The following is a 12,371-nucleotide window of genomic DNA, read 5'->3' on the forward strand; positions in this document are numbered from 1 at the left end:
CCATAACTATGCGCATGGAAAAGTGGAATTGAAGATTTGATTTGAAATTTATTGCTAGCGGACGGATATACTCAGGCACAAATTGCACGATATCTTGATATTTCGAGAGCACGTGTTTCACAGATGGTAAAAAAGTTCAAAGATAGTTAATATTTAACGCCTGACCCAAAAAAATAGTATGATTATAGTATTTTTAATAGCGAATAGTTTACAATACCCCTTTAAAAATAGACTAAAAGATGGTGAATGACCGAAAAAAAGTTCTACCGACCGAATGTGGCGGCGATTATTGTCTCTTCTGAGTATCCTCAGACCAAAGATGTTTTTATCGCCGAGCGGAGTGATTTGGAAGGGGTGTGGCAGTTTCCTCAAGGGGGGATTGATGAGGGAGAATCGTCTGAAGAGGCTCTGTTTCGTGAACTCGGCGAAGAGATCGGTACTAAAAAAGTAGAGATCATTGCTGAGTATCCCGACTGGATCGCATACGATTTTCCTTCCCATGTCGCTGCCAAAATGGCTCCGTATGCGGGGCAAAAACAGCGTTATTATTTGGTCCGTTTGAAAAAAGGGGCAAAGATCGATCTCGATACGAAGCATCCGGAATTTCGGACGTATAAATTTGTCAATATTGACGAGCTGTTGAGTCACGTCGCCCATTTTAAAAAACCGGTATATGAACGTGTGATTTCTCATTTTAGAACCAAGGGGTACCTATAATGCTAATAGTCCAAAAATTCGGCGGCACCAGCGTCGGTGATTTGGAGCGAATCCAAAACGTCGCTAATCGCGTCTCAAAAACGCTTAAAGAGGGGCATCAAGTCGTTGTTGTCGTTTCGGCAATGAGCGGTGAAACCAACAAGCTGATCACGTATGCGGAACACTACACCCAGACTCCCGAGCGTAGCGAAGTCGATATGCTTCTGAGCTCCGGTGAGCGGGTAACGGCGGCATTGCTCTCAATCGCACTCAATGCGATGGGTCACAGTGCAGTCTCTATGAGCGGGCGTCGTGCAGGGATCGTTACGGACAGTATCCATACGAAAGCGCGGATTGAGAGTATCGATCCAAGTGCGATGCATGAAGAACTCTCGAAGGGTAAGGTCGTTGTCGTTGCAGGATTTCAAGGGGTGAGCGAAAGCGGTCAAGTAACGACTCTCGGGCGTGGAGGATCGGATCTCTCTGCCGTTGCGGTCGCCGGAGCGCTTAAAGCCGATTTGTGTGAAATTTATACCGATGTTGACGGTATCTATACGACCGATCCGCGCATTGAGCCAAAAGCGAAAAAAATGGATCAGATCAGCTATGATGAGATGCTTGAGCTTGCTTCTCTCGGTGCTAAAGTACTCCAAAACCGTTCAGTCGAACTGGCTAAAAAATTAAACGTCAATCTTGTCACCCGCTCCAGTTTTAGCGATGCGGAAGGAACACTCATTACAAAGGAAGAAAACATTATGGAACAACCTCTCGTTAGCGGTATTGCACTCGATAAAAACCAAGCACGCGTCTCTTTGAGCGGTGTTATTGACCGTCCGGGGATCGCATCGGATATTTTTACCCGTTTGGCAGATAACAGCGTTAATATCGATATGATTATTCAAACATCCGGACACGACGGCAAAACGAACCTTGATTTTACCGTTCCGAAAACCGAACTGATCGATGCGAAAAAAGTGGTTGAAACGTTTATCGCTGATGATGAGATCAGTGAAGCATCGTATGATGAAAATATTTGTAAAGTCTCTATCGTCGGTGTCGGTATGAAATCGCATACGGGTGTGGCGGCAAAAGCGTTCCAAACAATGGCGCGTGAAAATATTAATATTATGATGATCTCTACGTCTGAAATCAAAATTTCAATGGTTGTAGAAGAAAAGTATGCTGAATTAGCGGTACGTTCATTGCACAGTGCCTATTCGTTGGATCAATAAGTGCGTCATTTCGATCAATGGACATTAGAATCGATCCGCTCCGAGGGGGCATCGATGAGCTGGTTCGAAGAGCAACGCTTCGAATGGACTCCACCTCTTGCTAATGCCATGGATCAGATGATGGGGGGGAAAGCGGTTGTTTTGATCACCGATCATGATCGAAAATGGTTCGCTCACTACATTATCGCTTCTCTGAACAAACGGACGCAGGATCGTCCGATGATCCCTATTGTCTGTATCGATTCCCTCTATCCCCACTATGATCATATCAGCGGAGGCGAATCGATCGATATGATCGGAGATATGCTCGATATTGCCTTCAAAGGGGAATACTTTTTTTGGTATGTGGGACGCGGAGATGACCGTCGAGCCGATATCGCCAAACGTAACGCAACATCATTGTTGTGGATTATGGACGAGCGGTTCCAAAATGCCCTTGTCTTGCGCTCGCATGATCCTTTGATCGATATCAAACTCTTGCAGCTTTATCGATTATTTGATAAAACGCTCAATGCGGTCCTTTTTGGGGAGATCAATGTTCGAGAATGAACGGGGCGGTATTCTTATTACCCACGAGATAGAGGAGAGAGCCAAAGAGATTGAAGAGTCTCGTCATCCTCTGCGGTGTGTTACCTTTTTGCGGGACGATTTTAAAATCGAAGATGCCAAAGAGGTGATCGCCGAAGCATATAAAAGCGAAGAGAGTATTAAAACACTTATTCTCGGAGCTAAAACGTTTACCGTTCCGGCTCAAAATGCATTGCTTAAAATTCTCGAAGAGCCGCCGAGAAATATTGTTTTTATCCTTCTCGCTCCCAATAAGAGTACTTTTCTACCTACCGTACGATCACGACTTGTCCTCAAGCAAGAACATACACACCATAAATATGAACCACTCTCTATCTCTCTTAAAAATCTTGATCTCTCAGGATTATTCGGTTTTGTCAAAGAACATGACCGACTCAAAAAGCATGAAGCCAAAGCACTGATTGAACAACTGATGCATCAAGCGATTCATATAGAAAATTTATCTCTGTCGACCGTTCAGCTTGAAGGATTCGAAAAAGCGCTTCGTTTGATTGAAGTGAACAGCCGTTTTCAAAGCGTTTTGGCTATGGTTTTGATGAATTTTCTTCGTGAGGTCAAACGTGGTCGTTGAAAAACTCTCCAGTACGATGGAGCTGCATCGTGAACTTAAAGCTTTGGGCGTTGATAGTGCAGGGGTATCGATTTTGGCGGACAAAGCACACATTCATCTGATCCGGATCTGTGATTTGCATGTCGGAGCTGCCAATATCCTCAAACAAGACGCCCTCAGTATCGGTGCGGATCTTGCGGTTCCGCGAGGGACGGTTACGGCATCTTCACCTCGAGTGGATGTTCTTTTGATCGCCACGGAACGGCAGTTGCAGATATTAGCTAAAAAAGAGAAGGCTCAGCCGTTCGGACTCAAAACACTCTCCTCTGAGTTGGAAAGTTTTTGTCGATTGGATCGTTCACGGGAGGTCTCTATTATGGGAATTGTGAACGCAAATGAAGACAGTTTTTATCGCTCTAGCCGCTTTGTAGGAGAGCAAGCGATCGAGAGAATAGAGACAATGATCGATGAAGGGGCTGCCATTATCGATATCGGTGGGGTATCGAGTCGTCCGGGAAGTCTTTCTGTTAGCCCTGAGGAAGAGTTGAGCCGCGTCAAGTCGATCATTGATACCGTATATGAACAGCGCCTTTTTGACAAAGCATCTTTTAGTTTGGATAGCTATGAACCTCTCGTGATCCACTATGCACTTGAAAGGGGTTTTGGTATTGTTAATGATATCACGGGATTAGAGAATGATGAGGTCGCTCGTTTATGTGGAGCATACAACGCCACGGCTGTTATTATGCACATGCAGGGAACTCCACAGACAATGCAGGATAATCCGTCGTATACTTCGGTAATGAGTGATGTCGAACACTTTTTCCGTGAGCGGATCGCCAAAGCCGAATCGTTCGGAATCAACGATATTATCCTCGACTGCGGCATCGGATTTGGAAAGCGATTGGAAGATAACTTAGCCCTTATTACCCATCAAGGTCATTTTCTGCGATTGGGAAAAAAGCTTTTGGTTGGGGCAAGCCGCAAATCGATGATTGACAAGATTTCCCCTTCGCCTTCCGATGAACGTTTGGGGGGGAGTATCGCCATTCATCTAAAAGCAATTGAAGAAGGTGCTTCGATCATTCGGGTGCATGATGTCAAAGAGCATGCACAAGCGATCAAAATCTGGAAAGCATTGAGAGGATAATCATGGGCAATACGGTCGTTATTATCACCCTCTCGATGCTGATACTGCTCTCTCCGTTTCTCTCCCGTGTTACGAAAGTTCCGGTCGTAGTGGTTGAGATTTTATTGGGAAGCTTGGCGGCATATTTGGGATTATTAGTCGAAAACGATCTCTTTAAGATCATCGCAAAAGTGGGATTTTTGTACTTGATGTTTTTAGCGGGGATGGAGGTCAACCTCAAAGCGTTCGGATTCGAAAAATCTTCATTGCTCCGTCGGACATTTCTCTATTTTGCAATGCTTTATGGATGTTCATTTACACTTTACTTTTATTTGAATCTTAGTTCCGTCTATTTGGTAGCGTTTCCGATATTTTCGCTTGGCATGCTGATGGCGTTAGTCAAAGAGTACGGGAAAAATAAGCCATGGCTTGCTTTAGCACTCAACATCGGTATTGTCGGAGAATTGGTCAGTATTATGGCGTTGACCATTCTCAGCGGCGGTCTTGAATATGGGTTTAACCGTGAATTCGCATTTGTATTAGGGGGATTATTTCTCTTTCTGATAGGATTTGTCCTCTTTTTTCGAGGGATTAGAATCCTTTTTTGGTGGTATCCTAGCTTGAAAACCCTCATTATGCCGCATGAAGACAGTAAAGATCAGGATGTCCGTTTTTCGATGGCTATCATGTTTATTATGATTGCGATGATGCTCTATTTGAAGATTGATGTTGTTTTGGGAGCTTTTCTAGCGGGGATGTTTGTCTCTACCTATTTTAAACACAAAGCAGAATTACCGGAAAAACTTTCATCTTTCGGCTTTGGGTTTTTGGTGCCGATCTTTTTTATCCATGTTGGCTCTACCCTCTCATTGGATGCGTTTACTGATTTTAAAATTTTACAGAATGCATTTTTTATTGCCAGTGCGATAATTGGAATCCGGCTTGTTAGCTCTTTGGTAGCTTATGGGGGATATTTGGGATTGAAAAATACGATTTTATTTTCATTAAGTGATTCAATGCCGTTGACGTTTACGGTAGCTATTGCTACGCTTGGGTATGGAGCCAACGCTATTACACATGATGAATATAACGCTTTTATTGTAGCGAGTATGGGAAGCGGCATTTTTTTGATGCTGTTGATAAAAATTCTCTACACGCTCTTTAACAAAAAATAAAGGTCTCACACTGATTTTCAGTAAAAATAAGGTACAATCGACGTAATGCCAAACGGTAATTACAGGGATGTAGTTTGATTACCTCAAACGAGAAGGAGTCACGTGGATTTAACGGTCATATTAGGGATATTAGGGGCGATTACTACTATTTCTATCGGGGACTTGATGGAGGGTGGAAACCCTGTACACGTCGTTCATATTACTTCATTAATTATTATTATGCCGACGACACTGTTGGCTTCGATGGTTAGTACGGATGGAGAGCACATTAAAGGCGCTTTCAAAAGTTTGGGGATTATTTTCAAGAAATCTACCGTCAATCTAGAAGAGCGCATTCATCAGATTATCGAGTTATCGACCATGGCACGTCGTGACGGTCTTTTGTCTCTGGAAGCAAAAGTCGCTCAGCTTGACAATGAGTTTTTGAAACAAGGGCTCAGTATGGCGGTTGATGGTAATGAAATCGAAACGATTGAAGAGACGCTGGAACTGGTCATTGAAGAGACGGAACACTATTATCACGGTTGTGCCCACTACTGGATTCTCGCAGGGGAAACTTCTCCCGTTTTGGGTCTTGTTGGGGCGGTTTTGGGTCTTATTCTCGCACTTCAAAAATTGGATAATCCAAAAGAGATGGCGGAAGGGATTGCGGGGGCATTTACCGCAACCGTAACTGGAATTTTCAGTGCGTACGTTTTGATCGGACCGATGGGGAATAAACTGAAAGCGAAATCGCACCATATCGTCAAAGAGCAAAAGCTGATGTTGGCGGGAATCATAGGGATTGTTCACGGGGATAATCCACGTACTCTTGAAGCGAAATTGCTCAATTATCTCTCTCCTGCCGAAGAGAAACATAGTCAATTTAACTAATAAAGATGCCATGAATGGGTAAAAAGAAAAAATGTAAAGCATGTGAGTGTCCGGCAGGGGAAAAATGGGCGGTTCCGACGGCCGACTTTTTCAGTCTTCTTTTGGCACTTTTTATTGCGCTGTACGCGATTGCGTCTGTGAATAAAGAAAAAATTCGTGCACTCAAAGAAGAGTTTGTCAAAATTTACGATTATGCGCCGGTACCGGAATCTATGACTCCGGTTATGAACATGGTCACTGAGAGCAAACCGACACCGGATGCCACAGCAAATCCATCGGGTGCCGTCCCCGTTTCCGATGGAGGTGCTATGTTGATTGGATCTCCTCCGACACCAACCAACCAAGCCGTATCGGATGCCGTTAAAAAAATTCAGCAAGATTTGAAAAATGCCTCTATGGGAGCCGGTCCGCTTGATCAAAGTATGGATGGGGTATTGCTCAAACTTCCGACATCGATACCGTTTCGCGGAGCGAATGCGACGATTGACAATGAAGAGCTTCATCTCTTTTTGCGTCGGGTGGCCGATATTATCAATACCCTCCCGCCGAGTGTCGATATCTCAATTCGCGGATATACCGACAATTTGCCGCTTCCGGCCGGTTCACCGTACAAAGACAATATTGAGCTCTCTGCGAAACGGGCAGAGACGGTCATGCGTGAATTGATTAAAAACGGTGTTGCGCCGGAACGACTCTCTACTGCGGGATTCGGATCGGCTAAACCGGTTGCGGAAAATATCAACGAAGAGAACCGTGCGAAAAATCGTCGCGTTGAATTTTATATGTATGTTTCCAACGATGCGCCGCTGGATCAGGCAAAACAAAACAATATTTTGGATGCGCTCAGTAAACTTCAAAAATAATGAACCGAATCGATAATGACCGTTTTTATATCTCCGGTATTATCGATCACGGTCTTACTCCTCAGGGACTTCGCTGGCGCTCCGCCCATTCACAAGAAATCCGATTTGAACAGCTTTTTTCCCTATTGCCCGCCGGTTCTTTCTCTATTGTCGATGCAGGATACGGTTTTGGAGATCTATATCACTACATAAGTCAACGAAGAAACGATATAGCGTATGTTGGCATCGATACACTCGATATTGCCGTGAGTGAAGCCAGAGACCGTACAGGTGCCACTATACTGCATCGAGATATTCTGTACGACTCTTTGCCTGAAGCCGATTTTTATCTGTGCAGTGGTGCTCTGAATATTTTAACCCGACAAGGTGCTATTCGGTTTATAGAGCGTTGTTTTTATGCTTCAAAAGAAGGGATGATTTTCAATTTTCTGGAAGGGAAAAAAGAGTCCAACATCTACAATTATTTGCAGCTATCAGAGATGCAATCGCTTGGAGAGAGGTTGGAGGCGAAGATGGCGTTCCGCCGTAGCTACTACGAGAGTGACTGCACGGTCGCTTTTTATAAATGGTAGTTTTATTTAGCGATAAAGCTGAGGCAGTAATAGATCGCAGCACTTATTGCAGCCGTAATAGGCAAGGTGAAAACCCAAGAGAGCAAAATTGTTTTGATCATCCCTTTTTGGACTCCGCCGTCGGGTTCGGCAGCCATCGACCCTGCAACCGAACTTGATACAATATGGGTCGTACTGACTGGGGCATGAGTAAAGTTGGAGAGCAAAATGGTGATCATTGCTATCGCTTGAGAGATAGTCCCTTGCATGTAGCTAATCGGTTGAGTACCGATTTTTTCACCGATGGTGTGAACAATCCGTTTATAGCCGATCATTGTTCCGATACTAATCGCTAATGCTACGGCTACGATAACCCAATAAGGGATATATTCGGAAGCATTGACAAGGGTTTTGCGCTGAGTTGCAACATAATCGGATTTATCTTTATCCACCGCTTTTTCTACTTGGCTGAAAAAATTATCGGTACACAAAATAGCCGTATGGACACTCCAGCGATCTTGCGGAGAGAGTTCTGAGTACGACTTAACGCCGCTGAATTTGTCTGCGATCAATGTCGTTGTTTGGTGGACTTGATTCACATCACATTCAGTAATCGTATTTTTTATTTTAAGAGCGCTGGTGAGGTGCTTGTCGCTGACTAACTGATTGAGTGTCGTATTATTTTCGGCATAAAAGTTGGCAAGTTTTGCCGCACTGTCTTGCGTTTGTTTAATTTTGTATTCGTGTGAACTCATATCCAGTGCATAGTAGGTAGGGAGAATACCGATCAAAATGATCATCACCAACCCCATCCCTTTTTGTCCGTCGTTCGAACCGTGTGCGAAACTAACGCCCGCACCTGTGGCGATGATTCCCATACGCATCCAAAAGTTAGGACGTTTACGTTTTGTCTCATTTTCGGGAGATTTATAAAACTTAGGATTCGGGAAGAATTTACGCGCCGCTTTCATCATCAAATAGGCAAATCCGAAACCGATTAACGGAGAGAGTGCCAGTGCGGTTAAAACTTTATAGACAGCTGACCAGTTAACACTTTGTGAGAACTCAAAACCGTGCATCATACTAAAGGCGATGCTGACTCCGATGAGCGAACCGATGAGTGAATGTGAACTTGATACCGGAATACCAAAATACCATGTTCCGAAATTCCAGATAACGGCTGAAATAAGCAAAGAATAAATCATCACCAACGTTGCGCTTTGGTTCGATGAAACGATAATATCCAACGGAAGAAGATGGACAATTGTGTAAGCAACGCCGATTCCTCCGAGCATTACACCGATAAAGTTCATGATCCCCGCCATCAAAACAGATTGTCCCGGTGTAAGAGAATTGGTATAAATGATCATTGATACCGCATTCGCCGTATCATGAAAACCGTTGATCATTTCGTAAAAAAGGGCTATCCCCAGTGAGAGTAAAAGCAGTCCGAGGGTGATTGCATCAATATTACTCAGTGCGTCCCAAAGTACAGACATGGCATTTCCTAAGATTAAAAATATAAATGTAATAGTATTACGAAACCGTTACAAAAAAAGGTTACGGAATGATTACATTATGCCCGTTTGTCCCTTTGAAGAGACTTTGACGGACTATAGAATAGGAGGTTATTGTAGAAGTGTAGCTTTGATGATTTTTTGCGTTTGGAGCGGTTTGTCTCCGCCGTATTGCCCGTTTGTAGGGGTATTGTTAAGTTTATTCAAGGTATCCATACCTGCGATAACGTGACCAAAAATAGTGTGGTAACCGTTCAGCCACGGAGTGGGGGCGGTTGTAATAAAAAACTGGCTTCCGTTCGTTCGCGGTCCTGCATTGGCCATCGCCAAAATACCGGCCTTGTCAAATACGACGCCCGATTTGAATTCGTCTTTAAACGGCTTTTTCCAGATCGATTCTCCACCTGCACCCGTTCCGGTCGGATCGCCCCCCTGAACCATAAAATTTTTGATGATGCGATGGAAAGTGAGCCCGTTGTAGTAGCCGTTTTTAACCAGCCCCGTAAAATTCTCAACAGCCAAAGGGGCAACATCATCATAGAGTTCCAAGGTGATCTCTCCTTGGGTTGTTTGAAGAAGAACTTTTGGATGAGAGGCCGCGAATGAAAGGGCCGCCGCAAACAAAAAAGTAATGAGTAAACGCATTAAGACTCCTGTGTCAAGTGTATGGATTGAGGAACATCTTGTTCCAAAGGATTTGAAAAAGAGATTATAGTTGCAGTTTCTGATGCACGGCTTAGTGCATAGGTATAATTATCGGTTTCATCCGATGTCAGGAGAAATACATGCGGAATATGAATTCCTGAAGTTAAATCGGGGGTTGCTAATAAAAGGGTATCCAAATTTTGGTATTGCAAACTAAAAGAGGGGGTAAGCACTCGACTGTTAACTCCAAAATATTCGTCAATTTTTTCTTTATAAGACTTCAGTAGGGTTATATCATTGAAAAGGATCATAACCGTCTCAGCGGTCGCCGTTTGAAGCAATGTACGCAGTTCCATAATCAACGTCATAAAGGCCTCTTTTCCTCCTGAAGATATTTTTTTGAACGGGATATTTTTTTGGTAATGGTTATGGAGGATAAAGGATGAAGTGCTAAAGGGTAGATAGTGATTGTGCATAGAGAGAAGAAGCCATCGCTCACCTCTGTGTGCAATAAGAGCATCCAAGATGGTTTTATCAAGCAGATAAGCATCATCACACAAAACAGATGATGCAGATTGGAAAACTTCGCTCTCTTCAATTTTCCCGTTTTTATCGGGGGCATAAAAATGTAACGAAGCGTACTGAATATTCAGTACGCCGTATTCGGCAATGGAGACAATCTCATTGCGTAATATTTCACCGGCTATACGCGTGGGGGTGACTATGAGTATTTTTTGCTTCGGATTTTTGAGGAGCAGCAATAATGCTTTTCGGACGATTAGGGCACTCTTACCGCTATTGTGCTCACCAAAAAGGGTAGTTGTCGTGTTGCTAAAGTCATTGTCGAGCAAAGCTCGTTGCTCCTCGCTGAGAAATTGCCCATAGGGGTTTTCAGGGGTGGGGAGAATGAGGGTGTGCGATTGCAGAGATCCGATTATTTTGAGAATAGGATAAGGTTCAATGCATAGCGGCAACGCGCAATAGAATTTTGCGAGAATCGATTCTTGCGTTGAATCGCAAAAGATCACTCTGTCTTTTGATAGAAGCTGATGAAATGAGGAATCCAAACGATCAAATTCATCTTCCCTCAGACGAGGCATCCAGATAAAGCGCTCGCATGCCGTTGTATCAAAAGGGTGGATCTCTTCAAGTTTTTGGTGAATGGCTGCGTGGGTCGATTCAAGACGGGTTGCAGCGGGAGATTTTCTAGATCGGTTGAAACGTTCAATCGTTGCATTTTCAAGGGCATCGAAATCCCAATCGAGTCGTTCGGCAAAACAAAGCCCACGCTCTGGGAAAAAAAACAGTAAATCGATTGTCATTGCCTCATTTCGATAAAAGAGATCGAAATTATGAAAGCAAAAAGCATTTTCATCTTTGGCGATGTGATTAAAAGAGTGTATTTGCTCATCATACATTGGCTCAGGTAACGTATTTTTTTCGGATGAAGTGTGTTTGGTTAAAAAACGGTTAAAAAAAGAGAATAACACATCAATCCCCGAGAATTAGTACTAAATGTTGAAAGAAATTATAACTAAATTTTGTGTTTATGAAGAAAACGAGGAAAATAGAGTCGAAATAAGCCGCAGGGATCCCGACGGCATATTAAGGGGTTATTTAGCGGCTTCTACGCTGTCTTTAAGACTTTTGCCTGGTTTGAATTTAGGAACCATTTTGTCTTTTGTGCTGTACGTTTTATTAGTACCAGGAATTTTCCCGCTTTTCCCTTTTTGAAGAGACGATGAAAAGCTTCCGAAGCCTACCAATGAAACTTCTTCTTTTTTGACAAGAGCTGCAGTTACTGCTTCAGTGAAAGCTTTGATAGCTGTTTCAGCTTCAACTTTAGTTTTATAACTACCACTTTTTTGAACCAATTCTACGAATTGTGCTTTATTCATTTATTGCCCTTAATTTAGATATGCGAATAACACTCAAAACCTCCATGCTTGCGAATAAGCGAGGTAAGATGTTTTAGCCGCGAATACTTTAATATCTCTTGCCTTAAATTTTTCTTCTTTTTTGCATTTTAATGAGCAGTTTTGTTATTTTGTGGGTTTTTAGACCGTTTTTTATCCAAATTTTTGAGTGACGTGCGAGTGAAAACGGTAAAGTGGTTTTATGTTGCCGTAAAGTTTTACCCCAATATGCCCATTTTTCAAAGAAATTTCGGGACGGAGAAATGGATAAAAATACCTCTTCTAATCCGATGCGTTCTTGTTCGCTCAAACTGCTCATGATGTTTGTCCTAATTTATTTATTTTACGTACGACGCGAATGATCTCATCATCCTCAAGCATCCCCAACATTTCCAGAACTGCTTTAGCCGCTTGGGGCTTAGCATTTCCAAGCCGCCAGTCCTGATAGGTACGCATGGAGATACCCAGTTCCTGAGCCATCTCTTTTTGGGATATCTTCTTCCCGTTGCGCTGTGCCTCTACGGCATTGTGAAGAAGATTAAAAAGATCACTCATTTCCATAGCTCCATTGTAATATCCTTTTCTTAAAATAAACATTAAAACGTATAAAATATACTTAAAAATATGCATAAAATA

16 protein-coding genes are annotated in these 12,371 nt (G+C 43.1%); 10 read left to right on the forward strand and 6 right to left on the reverse strand.

The window, feature by feature from the left end; genetic code table 11:
- Positions 1-51 precede the first annotated feature (51 nt).
- The 10 genes from JHC35_RS09315 (at position 52) to JHC35_RS03805 (ending at position 7,678) form a co-directional block, all read left to right on the forward strand.
- Positions 52-150, forward strand: a complete 99-nt coding sequence (locus JHC35_RS09315) for a helix-turn-helix domain-containing protein (protein ID WP_365996482.1) — start codon at positions 52-54, stop codon at positions 148-150.
- Positions 151-246: 96 nt separating this feature from the next.
- Positions 247-717, forward strand: coding sequence for an RNA pyrophosphohydrolase (locus JHC35_RS03765; RefSeq protein ID WP_295042140.1), 471 nt, complete (start codon positions 247-249; stop codon positions 715-717).
- Positions 717-1,928, forward strand: a complete 1,212-nt coding sequence (locus JHC35_RS03770; RefSeq protein ID WP_295042142.1) for an aspartate kinase — start codon at positions 717-719, stop codon at positions 1,926-1,928. Before JHC35_RS03765 ends, JHC35_RS03770 begins: the two co-directional genes overlap by 1 nt.
- Positions 1,929-2,477, forward strand: a complete 549-nt coding sequence (locus JHC35_RS03775) for a HobA family DNA replication regulator (protein ID WP_295042144.1) — start codon at positions 1,929-1,931, stop codon at positions 2,475-2,477. It abuts the gene before it with no gap.
- The gene (locus tag JHC35_RS03780) at positions 2,464-3,087 is read left to right on the forward strand and encodes a DNA polymerase III subunit delta' (RefSeq protein ID WP_295042146.1); all 624 of its coding nucleotides are present in this window, start codon (positions 2,464-2,466) and stop codon (positions 3,085-3,087) included. Before JHC35_RS03775 ends, JHC35_RS03780 begins: the two co-directional genes overlap by 14 nt.
- Positions 3,077-4,216 (forward strand): dihydropteroate synthase, encoded by a 1,140-nt coding sequence (folP, locus tag JHC35_RS03785; protein ID WP_295042148.1) that lies wholly within the window; start codon positions 3,077-3,079, stop codon positions 4,214-4,216. The genes JHC35_RS03780 and folP overlap by 11 nt, the downstream gene beginning before the upstream one ends.
- A gap of 2 nt (positions 4,217-4,218) precedes the next feature.
- Positions 4,219-5,370 carry a cation:proton antiporter gene (locus JHC35_RS03790; protein ID WP_295042150.1) on the forward strand — a complete coding sequence of 384 codons (1,152 nt, stop codon included), beginning with the start codon at positions 4,219-4,221 and terminating at the stop codon, positions 5,368-5,370.
- Positions 5,371-5,472: 102 nt separating this feature from the next.
- The gene (motA, locus tag JHC35_RS03795; protein ID WP_295042152.1) at positions 5,473-6,243 is read left to right on the forward strand and encodes a flagellar motor stator protein MotA; all 771 of its coding nucleotides are present in this window, start codon (positions 5,473-5,475) and stop codon (positions 6,241-6,243) included.
- A 14-nt stretch (positions 6,244-6,257) separates the two neighbouring features.
- Positions 6,258-7,106 carry a flagellar motor protein MotB gene (gene motB, locus JHC35_RS03800; RefSeq protein ID WP_295042154.1) on the forward strand — a complete coding sequence of 283 codons (849 nt, stop codon included), beginning with the start codon at positions 6,258-6,260 and terminating at the stop codon, positions 7,104-7,106.
- Entirely contained in the window at positions 7,106-7,678 is a 573-nt protein-coding gene (locus JHC35_RS03805; RefSeq protein ID WP_295042156.1) for a class I SAM-dependent methyltransferase, read from the forward strand. The genes motB and JHC35_RS03805 overlap by 1 nt, the downstream gene beginning before the upstream one ends.
- 2 nt (positions 7,679-7,680) lie before the next feature.
- Here JHC35_RS03805 and JHC35_RS03810 read toward each other — a convergent pair whose 3' ends face one another.
- The 6 genes from JHC35_RS03810 to JHC35_RS03835 all read right to left on the reverse strand — a co-directional run bounded on the left by JHC35_RS03810 (position 7,681) and on the right by JHC35_RS03835 (position 12,296).
- On the reverse strand, positions 7,681-9,156 hold the full coding sequence (locus tag JHC35_RS03810) for an inorganic phosphate transporter (protein WP_295042158.1): 1,476 nt from the start codon (positions 9,154-9,156) through the stop codon (positions 7,681-7,683).
- Between the two features lie 129 nt (positions 9,157-9,285).
- The gene (locus JHC35_RS03815; protein WP_295042160.1) at positions 9,286-9,819 is read right to left on the reverse strand and encodes a peptidylprolyl isomerase; all 534 of its coding nucleotides are present in this window, start codon (positions 9,817-9,819) and stop codon (positions 9,286-9,288) included.
- On the reverse strand, positions 9,819-11,141 hold the full coding sequence (locus JHC35_RS03820) for a hypothetical protein (protein WP_295042162.1): 1,323 nt from the start codon (positions 11,139-11,141) through the stop codon (positions 9,819-9,821). Before JHC35_RS03820 ends, JHC35_RS03815 begins: the two co-directional genes overlap by 1 nt.
- Positions 11,142-11,432: 291 nt before the next feature.
- Positions 11,433-11,717: an HU family DNA-binding protein gene (locus JHC35_RS03825; protein ID WP_295042164.1), complete on the reverse strand. Its 285-nt coding sequence runs from the start codon at positions 11,715-11,717 to the stop codon at positions 11,433-11,435.
- Between the two features lie 103 nt (positions 11,718-11,820).
- On the reverse strand, positions 11,821-12,054 hold the full coding sequence (locus tag JHC35_RS03830; protein ID WP_295042166.1) for a hypothetical protein: 234 nt from the start codon (positions 12,052-12,054) through the stop codon (positions 11,821-11,823).
- On the reverse strand, positions 12,051-12,296 hold the full coding sequence (locus JHC35_RS03835; RefSeq protein WP_295042168.1) for a helix-turn-helix transcriptional regulator: 246 nt from the start codon (positions 12,294-12,296) through the stop codon (positions 12,051-12,053). The genes JHC35_RS03830 and JHC35_RS03835 overlap by 4 nt, the downstream gene beginning before the upstream one ends.
- Between the last annotated feature and the right edge of the window lie 75 nt (positions 12,297-12,371).

The sequence above is a fragment of the Sulfuricurvum sp. genome (assembly GCF_022759005.1).
GTDB lineage: Bacteria > Campylobacterota > Campylobacteria > Campylobacterales > Sulfurimonadaceae > Sulfuricurvum.

What these genes read in the sequence shown, in the direction of transcription:
- JHC35_RS03765 (WP_295042140.1), top strand. Translation starts at nt 247, where the DNA reads ATGACCGAAAAAAAGTTCTACCGACCGAATGTGGCGGCGATTATTGTC.
- JHC35_RS03770 (WP_295042142.1), top strand. Translation starts at nt 717, where the DNA reads ATGCTAATAGTCCAAAAATTCGGCGGCACCAGCGTCGGTGATTTGGAG.
- JHC35_RS03780 (WP_295042146.1), top strand. Translation starts at nt 2,464, where the DNA reads ATGTTCGAGAATGAACGGGGCGGTATTCTTATTACCCACGAGATAGAG.
- JHC35_RS03790 (WP_295042150.1), top strand. Translation starts at nt 4,219, where the DNA reads ATGGGCAATACGGTCGTTATTATCACCCTCTCGATGCTGATACTGCTC.
- motB (WP_295042154.1), top strand. Translation starts at nt 6,258, where the DNA reads ATGGGTAAAAAGAAAAAATGTAAAGCATGTGAGTGTCCGGCAGGGGAA.
- JHC35_RS03805 (WP_295042156.1), top strand. Translation starts at nt 7,106, where the DNA reads ATGAACCGAATCGATAATGACCGTTTTTATATCTCCGGTATTATCGAT.
- JHC35_RS03810 (WP_295042158.1), bottom strand. Translation starts at nt 9,156, where the DNA reads ATGTCTGTACTTTGGGACGCACTGAGTAATATTGATGCAATCACCCTC.
- JHC35_RS03815 (WP_295042160.1), bottom strand. Translation starts at nt 9,819, where the DNA reads ATGCGTTTACTCATTACTTTTTTGTTTGCGGCGGCCCTTTCATTCGCG.
- JHC35_RS03820 (WP_295042162.1), bottom strand. Translation starts at nt 11,141, where the DNA reads ATGACAATCGATTTACTGTTTTTTTTCCCAGAGCGTGGGCTTTGTTTT.
- JHC35_RS03825 (WP_295042164.1), bottom strand. Translation starts at nt 11,717, where the DNA reads ATGAATAAAGCACAATTCGTAGAATTGGTTCAAAAAAGTGGTAGTTAT.
- JHC35_RS03830 (WP_295042166.1), bottom strand. Translation starts at nt 12,054, where the DNA reads ATGAGCAGTTTGAGCGAACAAGAACGCATCGGATTAGAAGAGGTATTT.
- JHC35_RS03835 (WP_295042168.1), bottom strand. Translation starts at nt 12,296, where the DNA reads ATGGAAATGAGTGATCTTTTTAATCTTCTTCACAATGCCGTAGAGGCA.